Source organism: Micromonospora sp. SYSU B005 (assembly GCF_055362685.1).
In genome coordinates this window covers 120,099-139,252 of record NZ_JAXCFU010000007.1, presented here as the reverse complement: position 1 = coordinate 139,252, position 19,154 = coordinate 120,099, and the positions used below count along the sequence as shown (strand labels likewise).

Below are 19,154 nucleotides of genomic sequence, written 5' to 3'. Positions count from 1 at the left end.
GTCAGTTCGCTCCTGCGGTCTCGGGGGTGTACGGCTCGGCCATCGCGACGGCGATCTTGCGGGGGCCGGTGAACGGTTCCCGGCCGTGCGCGGCGGTCATGTTGTCCACCACCAGCACGTCGTCGCGCTGGTAGTCGAAGCGGACGGTGGCGGCCCGGTAGGCGGCGCGCAGGTGGTCCATGACGTCGGCGGGGATCTCGCCGCCGTCGCCGTAGTAGGTGTTCGACGGCAGCCCGTCGGCGCCGAACATGGCCAGCAGCCCCTCCTGGTAATCCTTGGGCAGGGTGCTGAGGTGGAAGAAGGTGGCGTGGTTGAACCAGCGCGGGGTGTCCGACCCGGGCCGGTGGTGCACCACGTCGCGGACCGCGCGGGTACGCAGGCCGTCCTTGCCGACCCACTCCACGGTGATCCCGTTGTCCGCCGCGTACGCCTCGACCTCGGCGCGGCTCTCGGTGTTGAACACCTCCTGCCAGCGGGTGCCGAAGTCGCCGTGGAAGTTGCGCACCAGCATCCACCGGCGGCGGATGAACTCCTCGCGGACCGCCGGGTCGATCAGCTCGAACACCCGGCGCACGTCGGCCAGCGGCGTGGCGCCCTGGCTGTCCGGCGGCGTGACGCAGTAGAAGAACAGCGTCAGCGGCCAGCGCGCCTGGTACGAGTTCTCGTTGTGCAGGAAGATCTCCTCGTCCGGCGGGTAGTCGGTCGAGGTGTAGACCCGGCCCTTGATGGAGTGCCGGGGCGAGGAGCGCTCGGTGTAGGTCAGCGGCTCGCCGGCGAGTGCGCGGACGGCCTGGTCGAAGCCGTCCACGCCGCCCACGTCGAAGCCGCGGAACAGCAGCCCGCCGCTGGTGACGAGGGTGTCCCGCAGCTCGGCGCGCCGGGCCGCGATCAGGTCGGTCAGCGCCCGGCCGTCGCTCTCGACGACCACCGGCAGCGTCGTGGTTGTCTCGCTCATGGTGCGGTGTCTCCTGGTTCTGCGTCGGGGTGTCAGCCGCGGGGCAGCCGCGGGATGGCCGGGATCGCCGCCGGAGCGGCCGGTGCGTCGGCGGGCGCCTCGGCGCGCAGCTCCTCGATCCGGGCGGCCAGGCCGGCCACCGTGGGGGTCTCGAAGAGGCTGCGCATCGGCAGCCGTACGCCTGTCGCCTTGCGCATGGCGGCGATGAGCTGCACGGCCACCAGCGAGTTGCCGCCGAGGGCGAAGAAGTCGTCGTCCACGCCGACGTCGGTGACGCCGAGGCCGTCGCGCCACACCTGGGCGATCGTCTTCTCCAGCTCGGTGCCGGGCGCCGCCGAGCCGCCGCCGGTGACCCCGGCCGAGCCGGCCGGCGCGTCGGTCTCCTCGGCGAGGCTGTCGGTGGTGACCCGGGCCGCGCGGCGCCGGATGTCGGCGACGGTGCGGGTGGTGATCACCACCTGCGCGCCGAGACCGGCGGCGAGGCTGCGGCGGAACGCCTCCGCGCCGTCGACCGGCCGGATGTCCTCGGTGACCGGCGCCGCGGCGTCCGCGTCCGCCGCCGGGGCCTCGCCCAGGTTGCCGGTGACCGCGTCCTGGTCGACCCGGCGCAGCACGAAGTCACTGATCGAGACCAGCTCCCGTCCGTCGGGGTCGCGCAGCGACAGGTCGGCGGCGACCACCTCGTCGGTGGCGGCGGGCCGGTGCCGCAGGTGACTGTGGAACGTCGCCGGCAGCGCGCCGCGCACCACGATCCGGCCGTACGACAGCGGCAGGTAGGTGCCGGAGCCCTGGCCCCGGCCGAACGCGGTGGCCACGTCCAGCAGCGCCGGGTGCATGCCCCAGGAGGGCAGGTCACCGACCGCGGCGGCGGGTGCCTGCACCCGGGCCAGCTCCTCGCCGTCGGCGAGGTGGTGCTCGGCCAGTGCCGCCCAGCGCGGCCCGAACGTGAGCATGCTGGTGCGTCCCCGGCCGAACGAGGCGTCGTCGTCGACCCGCCGCCCGGCCACCGCGGGCACGGCGGCCGGCGGGGCCGCGTCGGTGGTCCACCCGGCGGTGCCGCGGACGTGGGTGCGCGCCTGGCCGGCGGCGAGGCTGGCGACGGTGAAGTCGGTGCCGTCCTCGGCCGGGGTCAGCTCGACCCGGTACTGGGCCACGGTGCCGTCCGGCACCGAGAACGGCTCCAGGAACACCACGTCCCGCAGCTCCACCGCGGCGTCGGGCCCCGGCGCGGGCAGCGCGGCGACCACCGCGGCGCGCACCGACTCCAGGTGGGCGGTGCCCGGCACCACCGGCACCCCGCCGATCCGGTGCTCGTCGAGCAGCCAGTGGGTGTCCGCCGAGACCAGGCCGTGCAGCACCGTCCCGTCCGGGCCGGCCACCATCGTGGTGAGCACCGGGTGGGCGACCGCCGTGGTCACGGTGTCCCGCCCGGCGGCCCGGAACGCGGCCGGCGCGGCGGTCTCCACCGCCATGCCGACCTCCGCCCAGCCGCCCCAGTTCTGCGACACCACAGGCGCGCGGAACCCGGTGCCGGAGCGCGCGAACGCGTCCAGGAAGTTGTTCGCGGCGCAGTAGTCGACCTGGCCGAACCCGCCGATCACCGCGGTGATCGAGGAGCAGAGCACGACGAAGTCCAGCGGCAGGTCACCGAAGACCCGGGCCAGCGCCAGGGTGCCGGCCAGCTTCGGGGCCAGCACGCGCCGCGCCTCGTCGCGGTCCTTCACCTCGGCCATGCCGCCGCCGGGCAGACCGGCGGCGTGCACGATGCCGTCGAGCCCGCCGAACCGGCGCTCCGCCTCGTCGCGGACCCGGCGCAGGTCGTCCGCGTCGGTGACGTCGGCGGCGAGCACCAGCACCTCGGCGCCGGCGGCCTCCATCCGGCGGATCGCCGCGATGGCCCGCCCGGCCCGGTCGGCGCCGCCGTGCACCGCCAGGTGCGCGTCCCACTCGTCCCGCTCGGGCAGCCCGGAGCGGGCCAGCAGCACCAGCTTGGCACGGGCCCGGCGGGCGAAGTCCTCGGCGAGGGTGACGCCGATGCCGCCGAGACCGCCGGTGATCAGGTAGCGGCCCTCCTCGCGCAGCACGCCCGGCTCGTCCTCGGCGGCCACTGTGACCTGCTCGTAGCCGGCCAGCCAGCGGCGGTCGCCGCGCAGCGCCACCTCCGGGTGCTCGGCGTCGACGGGGCTGCGCAGCTCGGCCACCAGGGCCGCCACGCCGCGCGCGGCCGGGTCGGTGTCGAGCAGCCGCACGGTCAGGCCGGGCAGCTCGGCCGGGAGCACCCGGGCCAGGCCGGCCAGCGTGGCGTGCTCCGGGCGGGTCAGGTCGTCGCCGCGGACGTCGCCGATGCCGGCGGTGACCAGGTCCAGGCGGACGCCCGCCTCGTCGGCCGTCACACCCGCGCCGGCCAGGGCCTGCACCAGGTGCAGCGCGCCGAAGAAGCCGCGCTCCTGCGCCGCCCAGGCGGCCGCCGCGTCGGTGCCGGCCGGGTCACCGTCGAGCGCGAACGCGTGCACGATCCGCCGGGGCAGGTCGGCGCCGAGCGCGGCGACCAGTTCCTCGGCGTCGGCGCGTACGCCGGGGCGCAGCCGGAAGCCGTTGGCGGTGGCGGTGAACGCCTCGCCGGCGCGTACCTCGACCGGGTCGTCGCCGGCGGCGCGCAACGCGGCCACGAGCGCGTCGCCGCGCGGACCGTCGGCCAGCACCAGGCAGCGGCCCAGCGGCTCGGCCGTGCGGGCCGGCGCGGCCTGCCGCCACACCGGTACCGCGAACCACTCCGGCAGCGGGCGCGGGCCGGTCTCGACGGGCGCCGCCGCCAGCTCCTGCTCCGGGTCCGGGTCGATCCAGTAGCGGCGCCGCTCGAACGGGTACGTGGGCAGCGGCACCCGCCGCGCGTGCGGGTCGGCCGGGACGCTCACCGGCACCCCGGCGCACCAGAGCGCGCCGGCCGTGCCGAGCAGCGCGGCCAGGTCACCGGTCTGCTCGCCCGGGCCGGGCAGGCTACCCAGCGGGGTCAGCGCGCGCTGCGCCTCACCGGCCTTGGCGACCTGCATCCGGGCCAGGTTGGCCAGCTGCCGGCCGGGGCCGCACTCGACGAGCGCCCAGGTGCCCTCGGCGAGCAGCGTCGCCACGCACGCGCCGAAGCGGACCGGGCGGCGCAGGTGCGCGGCCCAGTACGCCGGGTCGGTGGCCTGCGCCTCGGTGATCCAGGTGCCGGTCACGTTGGAGACGAACGGCACCGCCGGGGCGCGCAGCGGCACGGTGGCCATCAGCGCGGTGAACTCGTCCAGGATCGGGTCCATCATCGGCGAGTGGAACGCGTGCGAGGTGCGCAGCACCTTCGACTTGTTCTTGCCGCCGAGGCTCGCCGCGAACTCCTCCACGAGCGCCGTCTCACCGGCGACCACGCAGGTGCCGGGGCCGTTGACGGTGGCCACCGACAGGCCCTCGGGCAGCTTGCCGGTCACCTCCGACTCGTCGAGCGTGACCGCCAGCATCGAACCGGCGGGCAGGGAGTGCATGAGCCGGCCCCGGGCGGCCACCACGCGCAGCGCGTCGGCGAGGTCGAGCACCCCGGCGACCGTCGCGGCCACGTACTCGCCGATGGAGTGGCCGATCATCGCGGCCGGGGTGACCCCGGCGGCCCGCCAGGCGGCGGCGAGGGCGTACTCGACGGTGAACAGGGCGGGCTGGGTGTAGCGGGTCTGCGTGAGCTTGTCCGCCGCCTCCGGGTCGCGGCCCAGGATCAGGTCGCGGATGTCCAGGCCCAGCTCGGGGCGGAGCAGCTCGGCGCACTCGTCGACGGCGGCGGCGTACGCGGTGTCCTGCGCGTACAGCTCGGCGCCCATTCCGGCGTACTGCGAGCCCTGGCCGCTGAACAGGAACGCCACCCGCGGCGCGGCGCCCTCGGCGGCACCCCGGTGGCCCTTGCGCCGCTCGCGCAGCGCGGCGGCGGCGGACGCCGGGTCACCGGCGACGACGGCGGCTCGGTGGGCGTACACCTGGCGGCCGACGCGCAGCGTGTGCGCCACGTCGGCGAGCGCCACGTCGCTGCCGCTCTCGAGGTGGTCGGCGAGCCGCCGTACGGCGGTGTCCAGCGCGGTCGGGGTCTTCGCCGACACCTGGAGCAGCTGCGCCGGGCGGGACGGCGGCTCGGGCCGGCCGGCGGCCGGGGCCTCCTCCAGCACCACGTGCGCGTTGGTGCCGCCGATGCCGAAGGAGCTGACGCCGGCGCGGCGCGGTCCGCCGTCGGTGTCCCACTTGGTCAGCGTGTTCGCCACGTAGAACGGGGTGTCGGCGAAGTCGATGGCCGGGTTTGGCGACTCGTAGTTGATGGTCGGCGGGATCAGCCCGTGCTCCATCGCCAGCACCGTCTTGATCACGCTGACGATGCCGGAGGGCTGGCTGAGGTGGCCGATGTTCGACTTCACCGAGCCGATGCCGCACCAGCCGCGCTCGTCGGTGTCCTTGGTGTAGACGGCGGACAGCGCGGCGACCTCGATCGGGTCGCCGAGCGCGGTGCCGGTGCCGTGCGCCTCGACGTAGCTGATGCTGCGCGGGTCGACGCCGGCCAGCTCGACGGCCTGGGCGACGGCCTCCATCTGCCCGTCGATGCTGGGGGCGGTGAAGCCGACCTTCCCGGCGCCGTCGTTGTTGATGGCGTTGCCGAGCACTACCGCGCGGATGGTGTCGCCGTCGGCGATCGCGTCGGACAGCCGCTTGAGCAGCGTCACGCCGACGCCGCTGCCCCACACCGTGCCGTTCGCTCCGGCGTCGAACGGCCGGCACCGCCCGTCGGGCGAGGTGAAGCCGTCCATGCCGAGGTAGCCGACGTGCGGCAGCTCGATGTTGACGCCGCCGGCCAGGGCCATGTCGCACTCGCCGTTGCGCAGCGCCTCACAGGCCAGGTGGAACGCGACGAGCGAGGTGGAGCAGGCGGTGTGCACGGTCATGCTGGGCCCGCGCAGGTCCAGCCGGTACGACACGTTGGTGGCCACGTAGTTCGGCGAGTTGCCGGTGGCGAGCGAGACCGCGCCGTGCGGGTTCCCGCCGACGCGCTTGTTGCGGTACACGTTGCGGTGCAGGTACGTGTTGCCGCCGGTGCCGGCGTACACGCCCACCGCGCCGTCGTAGCGGCCCGGGTCGTATCCGGCGTTCTGCAGGGCGGTGTAGCAGGTCTCCAGGAACAGCCGGTGCTGCGGGTCGGTGATCTCGGCCTCGCGGGCGGTCATCCCGAACAGGCCGGCGTCGAACTCGTCGTAGCCGTCCACCAGCGGGGCACGGTTGACCCAGCCCGGGTCGTCGACCTCCTGCGGCTGGGCGCCGCGGGCGAGCTGCTCCTCGCGGGTCAGTTCGGTCGTCGACTCCACGCCGTCGACCAGGTTGCGCCAGAACTCGTCGACGTCGGCCGCGCCGGGGAGGCGGGCGGCGAGCCCGACGATGGCGATGGGCTCGACGCCGTCGTCGGCGGGAATGTCGTTCTGCATGGGGGTTCCTTCATTCACAAGGGATCGCGTCACGGGTGAGGTCGGCGTGGTGGCGGGGTGCGGCGGGCGCGGCCCCGCCGGGCGGCGGCGCGCATCGCGGCGCGGGCCAGTTCCGGCCGGTCGGCGGCCCCGTCGAGGCTGGCGGCGAGCGCCCGCACGGTCGGGTGGCGGAACAGGTCGAGCATGGTGATCGAGCGGCCGGTGGCCTCGGTGAGGCGGGCGTGCACGGCGGCCAGGGCCATCGAGTGGCCGCCGATGTCGAAGAAGTTGTCGCTCACGCCGACCGCGTCGCGGCCGAGCACGTCCCGCCAGATCCCGGCGATCAGCTCCTCGGTCGCGGTGAGCGCGTCCGACCCGGCGGGCAGCGGCGCGCGGGCCGGTTCGGCGGTGGCGACGCTCATCGCGCCGAGCGCCGCGACCCGTACCGCCGGGCGGGGCAGCTCGGGCGCGACCTCGGCGGCCGGGGCGTCCGGGTCGGCGGCGAGCGCGCCGACCAGGGCGGCCAGGTCGGTCAGGAGCGCGTCGATCCGGTCGCCGGTGAACAGGTCCGGGTTGTGCACCACCTCGACGCCGGCCCGGCCGTCGCGCTCCACCACGTAGACGGTCAGGTCGAACGGTGACCCCGGCTTCGGCACCGACACCGGCTCGACGGCAAGGCCGGTCAGCGTCAGCCGGGGCGCGACGAAGTTGAGCACGTTGAACAGCACCTGCACCAGCGGGGCGCGGGAGGTGTCCCGGCCCACGCCGAGCGCCTCGACGATGCGTTCCAGTGGCGCGCCCGGGTGGGTGGTGACCTCGTGCAGTTCGGCGGCGGCCCGGTCGACCTGCTCGGCGAAGCTCGCGCCGCCGGAGCGGACCCGCACCGGCACGGTGTCGATGAAGAACCCGATCACCTCGTCGAACGCGGCCAGCCGCCGGTCCGCGACGATCGCGCCGAGCACGTGCTCGTCGCCGCCGGTGACCCGCCGCAGCAGTTCGCCGAACGCGGCAAGCAGCACCGCCGCGACAGTGGTGCCGCGCCGGGCGGCCAGGTCCCGCACGGCCCGGTCGGCGGTCTCGTCCAGCCGGACCGCGGCCTCCGCGCCGGCGTACGTCTGCACGGCCGGGCGGGGACGGTCGCGGGGCAGGTCCAGCACCGTGGGCGCGCCGGCCAGGTGCGCGGCCCACCAGGCCAGGTCCGTCTCGCCCCGGCGCCGGTCCCGGTCGGCGCGCCACACCGCGTAGTCGGCGTACGTGGCCGGCAGCGGCGGACGGCCCGGCACCGACCGGCCGAGCGCGCGGGCGTACGCGAGCGCCAGCTCGTCGTAGAGCAGCGCCTCGGACCAGCCGTCGAAGACCGCGTGGTGCACGGTGACCGCGAGCACGTGCTCCTCGGCGGCGAGCCGGTACACGGTCACCTGCCAGGGCGGCCCGGTGGCCAGGTCGAACGCGTGCCCGGCACCGGCCGCGAGCATGCCGGCCAGTTCGGCGTCCGGGTCGGCGGCGCCGGTCAGGTCGACCACCGGCACCGCCACGTCGGTGGGTTCCTCGCGGACCGCGTACGGCACGCCGCCGTTGCACGGGATGCGCCAGCGCAGCACGTCGTGCCGTTCCGCGACGGCCCGCAGCGCGGCGCCGAGCGCGCTGACGTCCAGCGGCCCGCGCAGCCGGTGCGCGACGGCGATGTTGTACGGCGCGCTGGACGGGGCGAGCTGGTCCATGAACCACAGCCGCCGCTGCGGCGGGGACAGCGTCGGCGGGTTGCCGGTGGTGAGCCCGTCGGCGTCGGCGGGGTCGGCGGCGCGGACCCGCTCCACGAGCGCGGCGAACGTGCGGTCGGCGAACAGCACCCGCGTGTCCACCTGCCGGCCCAGTTCCGCGCGCAGCGCGGCGACCAGCCGCATCGCGGCGATGGAGTTGCCGCCGACGGCGAGGAAGTCGCTGTCCGGGGCGGGCACGGCGCCGAGCAGCCGGGTCCAGGCGCGCCGGACCGCCGCCGTCACCGGGTCGTCGTCGGCGGACGCGTCGGCCACGGCGGCCGGGGCGGCCGCGGCCAGTTCGCGCAGCGCCGGCCGGTCCAGCTTGCCGGTGGTCGCGCTGACCGGCAGCGCGTCCAGCCGCACCGTCCGGGCCGGAAGCATCGCGGTGGTCAGCCGCGTCGTCGCGTACGCCCGCAGCTCGTCGTCGTCCGGCGCGCCGGCCGGGGTGAGGAACGCGACCAGCTCGGCGCCGGCCGGGCCGGGCACCGCCTCCACCGCAACACGCTCGACGCCCGGGTGGGCGGCCAGCACCGCCTCGATCTCGCCCAGCTCGATGCGCTGGCCGCGCACCTTCACCTGCCGGTCGGCGCGGCCGAGGTAGACGATCCGGCCGTCCGGGCCCTGCCGGACCAGGTCGCCGGTGCGGTAGAGCCGCTCGCCGGGTGCCTCGCCGAACGGGTCGGGCACGAACCGCTCGGCGGTCAGGCCGGGCCGGTTCAGGTACCCGTCGGCCAGGCCGGGCCCGCCGATCAGCAACTCGCCGGTCTCCCCCGCCGGCACCGGACGCAGGTCGGCGTCGACCACGTACGCCCGGTGGTTGGGCAGCGGCCGGCCGATCGGCATCGGGTCGGTGTCGGCCGGGGTCAGGTCGCAGGCGACCGCCAGCACCGTGGTCTCGGTCGGGCCGTAGCCGTTGAGGAACCGCCGGCCCGGCGCCCAGCGGGCGACCAGTTCGGCGGGGACCGCCTCGCCGCCGCAGAGCAGCACCCGCCACGACGGGAACCCGGCCGGGTCCAGCAGCGCCAGCACGGTCGGGGTGATGAAGCCCCAGGTGACCTCGTGCGCGGCGACGAACCGGGCCAGCCGTACCGGGTCGGCCCGGTCGTCGGCGCCGAGCAGCTGCACCGCGCCGCCGAGCGTGAGCGGCACGAACAGGTCCATCGTGGCCGCGTCGAAGCCGAGCGAGGCGATGCCGAGGCTGCGGACCGAGGCGTCGGCGCCGGTCAGCGCGCTCACTCCGGTGACGAACTCGACCGCGTTGCGGTGGGTGGTCAGCACGCCCTTCGGGCGGCCGGTGGAGCCGGAGGTGAACAGCACGTACGCCGGGTCGCCGGGGCGGGCGGGGCAGGGCGCGAGCGGGGCCGGGCCGGGCAGGCCGAGCGCCGCCACGCCGGGTTCGTCGCCGAACTCGGCCGCCGCCGCGTCGCCGACCACCACGCGGACGCCCGCGTCGCGGGCGATCCCGCGCAGCCGGGCCCGGGGGCCGCCCGGCTCCAGCGGCACGTACGCGGCGCCGGCGAGCAGCACGCCGACCACTGTCACCACCAGGTCGGGGGTACGCGCGCCGCACACGCCGACCCGGTCGCCCCGGCCGACGCCGTGCTCACGCAGCGCGGCGGCCACCCCGGCGGCCCGGTCGACGAGCTGCCGGTAGGTGAGCCGGGTGTCCCACTGGCGCACCGCCACCGCGTCCGGGGTGCGGGCCGCCTGCGCGGTGATCAGGTCGGCCAGGGTGGCGTCCGGCCACGGCAGGTCCGGGCCGTGGACGGCGCTGACGGTCAGGGTGTCGGTCACCGGAGTGCTCCAAGGTGCTCGGCCGGGTCGGTGATCTGGAGGCGCAGTTCGCTGACGTAACCGCGGCCCCGGGCGTCGGGCACCCACGCCTCGGTGGGTGCGGGCAGCAGTTCGGAGACCACCACCGGCACGTCCGGGCCGGTGCGCAGCGCGGCGTCGACCATCGCGCACAGCGACTGCGCGTACAGCGGGCCGGTCAGGTCCACGTAGCAGGGCTTGATCTCGGTGCCGACCTTGACGAACACCCGCTCGGGCAGACCGGTCTCGGCGCGCCAGCGGCGTACCGCCAGGTAGCGGGCGGTCTCGTCGGCGTGGCCGCCCAGCCCGCACGCCCCGGCCGTGGTGCGCCAGGTACGCCGGGCCACGACCAGCCGGTCGATGGTGATGCGGGGCGTGTACGCGGCGGCGCCGAGCAGCTTGAACGCATCGAGCAGCAGCGAGCCGAGCAGCGTGGCGAACACCTCCATCAGCGGCCAGCGGGCGCCGTCGGGGAAGACCGCGGTGAGCTGGTCGCCGGTCCGCTCGACCACCACTGCGGTGGCCGGGACCAGGCGGTCCACGTCGGCGCCGTGCGCGGTGTCGATGCCGAGCTGGCGGTCCGCCGGGCCGGCCAGCGCGTACGTGGTCCGGGTGGTGCGGCGGGGGAAGCTGTCCGGCCAGAGCACCCGCAGCCGGACCGGGCCCAGGTCGGCGTCGAGGTCGGCGCGCAGCGCGGCCGGGTCCGGGTGGAACGGGCTGAGCACCGCGCTGTCGAACGCCACCGAGGCGGGGTGCAGCTCGCCGAGCACCAGCAGGAAGTCGCCGCGTTCGACGGCCTCCGGCGAGGCGGCGCTGAGCTGCACGTCGGGGTTGTGCAGCCGGGCCGACGGCCAGCCGGGCCGCGCCGCCGGGAACAGTTCCCGGGCCCGCTCGGTCAGGTCCGCGGCGCGCAGCCGCAGCTCCGCCTGCCCCTCCGGCAGGTCGGCCAGGCCGAACAGCTCGGCCCAGCGTGAAGTGAGCGTGGCGCCGGCCCGGCCGATCGGGCCGTCCGGGGCGACGAGCGTGCCCTGGGCCAGCAGCCACAGGTCGGCCAGCCCCACCGGGCCGTCGGCGGCCAGTTCCTCGTGCAGCTCGGTGAAGAGCTCGCCGCAGCGGGCGGCCACCTCGCCTGTGAACCAGCGGGCGGTACGCAGCACCACCGCCATCGGCTCGGCGAGCGCGTCGATGACCGCCGACCCGATCCGGAACTCCAGGTCGCGGGCGGTCTCCTCGTAGCAGACGGTGCGGGCGGCGTACATCTGCCCGCTGTGCCGGGTGGCCGGGCGCCCGGTGACGGCGGTGAACCCGGCGTTGAGCGCGGCGAGCGCGGCGCCGAGCCGGTCCGGGTCGCCGGCCGCGGCGGCCACCTCGTCGCGGGCGGCGCGCAGCCGGCCGAACTCGGCCGCCGTGGCGGCGCGGACCGGCTCGTCGCCGATCGCGGCGATCCGCGCTTCGAGCACCCGCTCGGCGTCCGGTGCGATCGGCAGGTTCGCGCCCCAGCTGAGCCGGCCGCGCTCGACCCAGCGGTCGAGCAGCAGGTAGACGTCGTCGGCGCCGTGCACCTCACCGGCGTCGCACAGCCGCTGCGCCAGTTCCACAGCGGGCGTCCGCCCGTCGCAGGCGCCGAGCACCAGCGCCTCGACCGGGGTCAGCGCGATCGGCGGGTGCAGCGGCCAGCGCAGCTCCCGCCCGGCGACGGTCAAATGCGGCTGCAGGGCGGGCGCCCACCAGCGCCGCACCGCGAGGTCGTCGGCGAGCCGATCGGCGTACGCGATGAGCGCCCACGCCTCGAAGTACACCCGACGCCGGTGCACGAGCGCGTCGCCGGGCACGGTGTGCACCCCGCGGAGGGAGGTCTCGAACGTGCCCCAGCAGACCGGGCCGAAGAAGCCGATGGTCTCGGCCTTGCCGCAGTAGCGCTGCCAGTAGCGCAGCAGGCTCAGCTCGCGCTTGCGGCGGCGAACGTTGCGGACCTGCGGGTCGGTGCGCAGCAGCCCGTCCAGCGCGATCAGCATGTCCGGGTTCTGCCAGGTCACCGCCTCGCGCAGCAGCGGGTCGGCGGCCAGCTCACCGGCCACCGCGGAGGACTCGGCGAACGCCTCGGCCAGCGCCTTGCCGAACACCTCGAGGCCGGTGTCGCCGGCGAGCAGCGCGTCCGCGGCGGCGGCGCAGTCCGGCGCGGCGAACCGGTCCAGCCCGGCGGCCGGGAACCCGGCGGTACGCAGCACCACGTCCCGCCACACCGACCAGCCGGTGTCGCCCAGGGGCAGCAGGTGGCTCACCGGTGGTCCTCCCGCCCGGCGTCGGTGATGTGCAGGCGCAGCTCGCTGAAGTAGCGGCGGCCCGCCCCGTCCGGCACCCACGCCTGCTCCGGCGCGGGCAGCATCTCGCTGACCGTGAACGACACGTCGTCGCCGCCGTCGACCCGGGCGGCGCGCACCATCGCGCACAGCGTGGTGGCGAACGCCGGCGCGGACAGGTCCACGAAGCACGGCTTGGTCTCGGTGCCGAACTTGACGTACACCTGCTCGGGCAGACCGAGGCGGCGGCGCCAGTCCCGGACGGCGAGGAACCGGTCCCGCTCGCCGTTCGGGACCGCGAGGCCGCTCTCGCCCACTGTGGTCCGCCACGTCTGGCGGGCCAGCACCAGCCGGTCCACGGTGATCCGGGGCGTGTACGGCGCGGCGGCGACCAGCTTGAACCCGTCCACGGCGTGCGCGCTGAGCGGCTCGGCGAAGATCTCGACGAGCGGCCAGCGCTGACCGTCCGAGGCGGTGGCGACCAGTTCGCCGTCCACCTCGTCGACGACCAGGTCGACGGTGGGCAGCACGCGTGCCGGGTCGGCGCCCGGCGCGTCGAGGAACGCCAGGTGCCGGTCGGCCGGGCCGGTCAGCGACTCGGCGGTACGGCTGGTCCGCCGCGGCCAGTCGGCCGGGAACAGCAGCCGGACCCGCCGCTGCCCCATGTCCACCGCGAGCGCGTCGCGCAGCCGCTCCACGTCCGGGTGCGACGGGGTGAACACCGCGCAGTCGAACGACGACCAGGCGGCGTGCAGTTCGCCGAGCACCACCGTGTAGTCGCCGCGCCGCAGCGCTTCCGCGTCGGTGGCGCAGATCTGCAGGTCGGGGCTGTGCATGGCGGCGTTCGACCACTCGGGCCCGTCGCCGGGGAACACCGCGTCGATCCGGCCGGCGAGGTCGGCCGCGCGCAGCCGTACGTCGGTGGTGCCGGCGGGCAGCGTGTCCAGGCCGAACAGTCCGGCCCAGCGGGCGGCGAAGTCCGCCGCCACCGCGTCGACCGGTCGTTCCCCGTCACCCCAGAACATCCCCTGGGCCAGGAACCACAGGTCGGCCAGCGGCACCGGGGCGCCGGACTCGGCGCGCAGCTCCTCGTACAGGCCGCGCAGCACGTCCAGGTAGGCGCGGGCGAGCGCGTTGGCCAGCCAGCGGGCGGCGCGCAGCAGCACGTCCAGCGGGGCGGCCAGTTCGGACAGCAGCGGCGCGCCGAACACCACGTCGAGGTCGCGGGCGCTGTCCTCGTAGCAGACCGTGCGGCCGGCGTACATCTGCCCGGCCCGGCGTACCGCGGGCACACCGGTCAGCTCGGTGAACGTGGCGTCGAGCGCGTCCAGGGCGGTCCGCAGCCGGTCCGCGTCACCGGCCGCGGCGGCGACGTCGTCGCGGGCGGCACGCAGCCGGTCGAACCCGGCGCGGGCGGCAGCGCGGGCCGGCTCGTCGCCGATCGCGTCGATCCGGTCGGCCAGCACCCGCTCGGCGTCCGGGCTCACCGGCAGGGCCGCGTCCCAGGTGATCAGTTCCCGCTCGACCAGCCGGTCGAGCAGCGCGTAGCCGTCCTCCGGGCGGCGCAGCCCGATCGCCGGGTCGGTGACCAGGTCGGCGGCGGCGCGCCGGCCGTCGGCCGCGCGCAGCAGCGCGGCCTCCACCGGGGTCAGCGTCAGCGCCGGCCTGCCGGGCCGCAGCACGTCGCGGTCCCGGACCGCCAGGTGGGCCCGCAGCATCGGCGGCCACCACCGGCGCACCGCCAGGTCCGCGCCGATCCGTTCGGCGTACGCGGACAGCGCCCACGACTCGAACCACACCCAGCGCCGCCGGGTCAGGCTCTCGCCGGGGTTGACCCGGGCAACCTCCGGCTGCGCGGGATCGACTGTGACCCAGCAGCTGGGGCCGAAGAAGCCGACGGTCTCGTTCTTGCCGCAGTAGCGCTGCCAGTACTTCAGCAGCGCCCGTTCCCGGTCGCGTCGGCGCACGTTGCGGGCCGCGTCGGCGCCGCCGCGCACCAGCCCGTCGAACGCGACGAGGGCGCCCCGGTTCTGCCAGGTGACCGCCTCGCGCAGCAGCGGGTCGGCGGCCAGCTCGCTGAACCGCTGCGCGCCGGCGCGCAGCGCCTCCTCGAACTCCTTCGAGAACCGGTCCTCACCGGCGCCGGTGGTCAGCAGCTCGTCGGCCGCGGCGGCGGCCCGGGGCGCGGCGAACAGATCCAGCCCGTCGGCCGGGAAGCCGGTGGTCCGCAGCACCGCGTCGCGCCACACCGACCAGCCGGTGTCGCCGAGCGGAACCCGGTGCGCGGCGCCGGCGGTCCCGCGGCCGGCGGCGCGCACCGGGTCCGGACCCGCGTCCGGCGTGCCGGGGCGGGTGTCGGTGGGCGCGGCGGTCAGGTCGGCCCGGATCAGCGCGGCCAGCTCGGTCAGCCGGTCGTGCAGGAAGAAGTGCCCGCCGTCCAGCTCGTGCAGGGTGAAGCCGGCAGCGGTGTGCTCGGCCCAGGCGGCGCTCTGCTCCCGGCTGACCGCCCGGTCGGTGCGGCCGGCGAACACGACGATCGGCATCGGCAGCGGCTCGCCGGGGATGTGGCGGTAGTCGTCGACCCGGCCGAAGTCGGCGCGCAGCAGCGGCAGCAGCAGCTCCACCAGCTCCGGGTGGTCGAGCAGCTCGGCGGGGAGGCCGCCGCCCTCGCCGAGGCGGCGCAGCAGCTCGTCGTCGCCGGCCCGGGACAGCCCGTCGAACGGGCCCGGCGTGGCGACGTGCGGGGCGCGGGCGCCGCCGACGTAGAGCCGCAGCGGCAGCGGGCGGCCGGTACGGCGAAGCTCGCGGACCACGTCGAAGCCGAGCCGTCCGCCCATCGAGTGGCCGTAGATCGCGTACGGGCGGTCGGCGCGGGAGGCGATGGCGTCGGCCACCTCGGCGACGCTGAAGCGCGGGTCCTCGGTGATCCGGTTCTCCCGGCCGGGCAGTTGCACCGGCACCACGTCGACGCCCGCACCGAACTCGGCCGCCCAGCGCCGGAACGCGCTGGCGCCCGCTCCGGCGTAGGGCAGGCAGAACAACCGCACCGGCGCCTCGGGTCGGCTTCCGGCGGAGACGAACCAGTTCACCGCGGACCTTTCTGCACGGGGTCGATCCAGTGCCGGCGGCGCTGGAACGGGTAGGTGGGCAGTCCGGTGCGCCGGACCGTGCCCTCGGGGTGCAGCGCGTGCCAGTCGACGTCGCGCCCGGCGACCCAGTCGGCTGCCGTCTCGCCCAGCGGGCCGCCGTCACCGGCGATGCGGGCGCCGGTGTCCAGCAGCACGTCCAGCGCGGACAGCGCGGCCGGCAGGTCGGCGGCGACCACGGCAGCCCGGTGGGCGAACGCCCGCCGGCCCAGCGCCAGCGTGGCGGCCACGTCGGACAGCGCCGGGGCGACCCCGGCCAGGTGGCCGCGCAGGCGGGCCAGCGCGGCCCGCAGCGCCGCCGGGGTACGCGCGGAGACCGGCAGCAGCCACGGCCCCTCGCCGGGCGGGTCGGCCGGTTCGGCGGGCGGCGGCTGTTCCACCACGACGTGCGCGTTGGTGCCGCCCAGGCCGAACGCGCTGACCCCGGCGACCCGGCGCGCGTCGTCCGGCCAGTCCCGCGCCTTGGTGGGCACGTAGAACGGCCCGGCGGCCAGGTCGATCTCCGGGTGCGGGCGGGTGAAGTGCAGGTTCGGCGGGATCACCCCGTGCCGGACGGCGAGCACCGTCTTGATCAGCCCGGCGATGCCGGCGGCGGCGTCGAGGTGACCGATGTTGGTCTTCACCGAGCCGAGCGCCGTGGACTCGGCGGGCGCGGCGCCCGCGTACACCTCGTGCAGCGCGGCCACCTCGATGGCGTCGCCCAGTGGCGTACCGCTGCCGTGGCCCTCGACGAAGCGGACCTCGCCGGGCGCGACCTCGGCGGTGGCGAGCGCGCCCGCGACGGCGGCGGCCTGTCCGGCCGGGCCGGGCACCGCGAAGCCGGCCCGGTCCGGGCCGTCGTTGGTGACCGCCCAGCCGGGCAGGATCGCGTAGATGCGGTCGCCGTCGGCCTGCGCGTCGGCGAGCCGGCGCAACGCCACCACGCCCGCGCCGGAGCCGAACCCGGATCCGGCGGCGCCCTCGTCGTAGGCGCGGCACCGGCCGTCGGGCGAGGCGAGCCCGCCCGGCGTGGCCCGGTGCCGGGGCCACATCACCGTGGACCCGCCGGCCAGCGCCAGGTCGCACTGGTAGTCGGCGAGGCTCTGCGCGGCCACGCACACCGCGACGAGCGAGCTGGAACAGGCGCTCTGCACGGCCATCGCCGGGCCGGTCAGGCCGAGCCGGTAGGCCACCTGACCGGGCAGGTGGTCGGTGAACTGGCGCCCGACGAGCCGGGCCTCCCAGTCGTCCGGGTCGACGTCGCCGACCACCGCCGGGTTGTCCATGAGGTGGAACAGGAAGTAGCGGTTGGCCGAGGTGGCGGAGTAGACGCCGACCAGCCCGGGGAAGCGCTCCGGGTCGTGCCCGGCGTCCTCCAGTGCCTCCCAGGCGGTCTCCAGGAACAGCCGGTGCTGCGGGTCGGTACGGGCGGCCTCGTCGGCGGCGAAGCCGAAGAACTCGGCGTCGAAGTCGGCCACCCCGTCGAGCCGGCCGGCGGCGCGGACGTGCCGGGGGTCGGCGCGCAGGCCGGGGCCGACGCCGAGCGCGGCCAGCTCCTCGTCGGTGTGGTCGTGCACCGAGTCGACGCCGGTGCACAGGTTCCACCAGAACGTCGCCACGTCGGGCGCGCCGGGGAACCGCCCGGCGACGCCGACCACGGCGATCTCGTCGCCGGTGTACTCGCGGGCGGCGCGCACCGGCGCGGCGGGCGCGGGCAGCACCGGGGCGCGGACCGCCTCGGGCGGGGCGTCCAGCAGCGCCGCCTGAGCGGCGACGGTCGGGTGGTCGAACAGGCGCAGCATCGGCAGGCGTACGCCGAACCGCTCGGCGAGGCGCTGCTGCACCTGGCCCAGCAGCAGCGACTGCCCGCCGACGTCGAAGAAGCTGGCCGTGCGGGCGACCGCGTCGCGGCCGAGCACGGCGCACCAGATGTCGTGCACGGCGCGTTCGGTGTCGGTGGCCGGTGCCTCCTCGGCCGGCACCTCGGTCACCGGGTCGGGCAGCGCCCGCTCGTCGACCTTGCCGGTGACGGTGAGAGGGAACTCGTCGACCACCACCACCGCTCGGGGCACGGCGTAGTCGGGCAGCATGGCGGTCAGCGCCGCGCGCAGCGCCACCGGGTCCGGGCGGGCACCGGCCGGCCGGGCGTACGCGAGCAGTTCGCCGTCGCGCACGATGGCGCGGACGCCCGCGACGCCGGGCTGGGCGGACAGCACGGCTTCGATCTCGGTCAGCTCGACCCGGTGGCCGCGCACCTTGACCTGCCGGTCGAGCCGGCCGAGGCAGACCAGTTCCCCGCCGGGCAGCAGCCGGCCCAGGTCACCGGTGCGGTACGACCGCAGCCCGTCGGCGTCGACGCCGAACCGGTCGCTGTCCTGGTTGAGGTAGCCGGGGGCGAGGTGGCGGCTGCGGACCACGATCTCGCCGGTGTCCGGGGCGAGGTCCAGCCGGTAGCCGGGGAACGCGACGCCCACCGGCAGCGGCCCGCGGGCATCCGGGTCCACCTCGGACAGCGGCTGCACGTGCCGGGCGGCGAACGTCATCTCGGTCGCGCCGTAGCCGTTCACGAGCACGCACTCGGGGGCGAACCGGTCCCGGCCGCGGGCCGCGTCGGCCCAGGTGGCCTGCTCGCCGCCGAGCAGCACCGCCCGCACCGTGGGCAGCCGGCGCGCGCCGAGCGTGTCGAGCAGGAAGCGGTAGACGGTGGGCGTGCAGTGCAGCACCGTGGCGCGGTGCCGGTCGAGCTGCTCGACGGCGTACGCGAGCCCCTGACGGCGCAGGTCGACAGGGACCACGGCGGCGCCGGTGATCAGCGCCGGGTAGAGGTCGGGGATGGCGGCGTCGAAGCTGAACGACGCGAGCAGGCTGAGCCGGTCGTCGGGCCCGACACCGAGCGCGGCGATCTGGTTGTCGACGACGTGGGCCAGGTTGCGGTGGGTCTGCCCGACCGCCTTGGGCACGCCGGTGGAGCCGGAGGTGAACAGCACGTACGCGAGCGCGTCCGGGTCGGCCGCGACCGGGTGCAGCGGCGCCGGCGGCACCTCGTCCAGCGGGACGACCGGCCGCTCGCCGGCCAGTGTGGATGCCAGGTCGCGGTGCTCGGCGGCGCAGGCCACTGCGGTGACGCCGGCGGCGTCGACCATGTGGCGCAGCCGGGCGACCGGGAAGCCCGGATCCAGCGGCACGTACGCGCATCCGGTCGCGAGGGCGCCGAGCATCGCCGCCACGGTCGGTGCACCGTGTGCGGTGAGCAGCGCGATCCGGTCTCCGGTGCGCAGGCCCGCGGCGGCGAACACGGCAGCGTGCCCGCCGGCCGCCCCGGCCAGCTCGGTGTAGGTGACCTCGTGGGTCTCACCGAGAAGTGCCGGACGTCCGCCGTGTACCGCCGTGATCGCGCCGAAACGATTGATGATCATCGTCTCTGCCATGTCAGGATGCGGGTCGCGCTCCACAGAGGGCAGGCAGGCAGCAATCGACGAATGTGATCATTGATCCCCCCCAGGACTTCACATTGGAAGCAGAATATGGCTCGATTCCTGCGCCGGAAGAGCGGCGATGAGGCTTGAGCCGAAGAGGGGACGGCACCTTGGAACCTCGGACGGAGGAATTCGTCCGATCATCCCTCTAGCGCGTAGACGATTTACAGCGTAGGTGACCGGCAACAAGTTATTTTACGGTGAAAATACTTCCAGGCCGTGGAATCTTCGCCGCAGACGGCCTCGGTGCCGCAGCTCAACCCG

6 protein-coding genes are annotated in these 19,154 nt (G+C 76.0%); all 6 read right to left on the bottom strand.

From position 1 onward, the window contains the following. Position 1 precedes the first annotated feature (1 nt). The 6 genes from SM452_RS17890 to SM452_RS17865 are packed head-to-tail and all read right to left on the bottom strand — an operon-like array spanning position 2 to position 18,842. Positions 2–955, bottom strand: a complete 954-nt coding sequence (locus SM452_RS17890; protein WP_262015431.1) for a TauD/TfdA family dioxygenase — start codon at positions 953–955, stop codon at positions 2–4. 32 nt (positions 956–987) lie between these two features. Then, positions 988–6,438 carry a type I polyketide synthase gene (locus SM452_RS17885; RefSeq protein ID WP_463840329.1) on the bottom strand — a complete coding sequence of 1,817 codons (5,451 nt, stop codon included), beginning with the start codon at positions 6,436–6,438 and terminating at the stop codon, positions 988–990. A gap of 29 nt (positions 6,439–6,467) precedes the next feature. Next, positions 6,468–9,971: an amino acid adenylation domain-containing protein gene (locus SM452_RS17880; RefSeq protein WP_463840328.1), complete on the bottom strand. Its 3,504-nt coding sequence runs from the start codon at positions 9,969–9,971 to the stop codon at positions 6,468–6,470. After that, entirely contained in the window at positions 9,968–12,271 is a 2,304-nt protein-coding gene (locus tag SM452_RS17875; RefSeq protein ID WP_463840327.1) for a lantibiotic dehydratase, read from the bottom strand. Before SM452_RS17875 ends, SM452_RS17880 begins: the two co-directional genes overlap by 4 nt. After that, positions 12,268–15,378: a thioesterase domain-containing protein gene (locus SM452_RS17870; protein WP_463840326.1), complete on the bottom strand. Its 3,111-nt coding sequence runs from the start codon at positions 15,376–15,378 to the stop codon at positions 12,268–12,270. The genes SM452_RS17875 and SM452_RS17870 overlap by 4 nt, the downstream gene beginning before the upstream one ends. After that, positions 15,375–18,842, bottom strand: coding sequence for an AMP-binding protein (locus SM452_RS17865; RefSeq protein WP_450067782.1), 3,468 nt, complete (start codon positions 18,840–18,842; stop codon positions 15,375–15,377). The genes SM452_RS17870 and SM452_RS17865 overlap by 4 nt, the downstream gene beginning before the upstream one ends. Positions 18,843–19,154 lie beyond the last annotated feature (312 nt).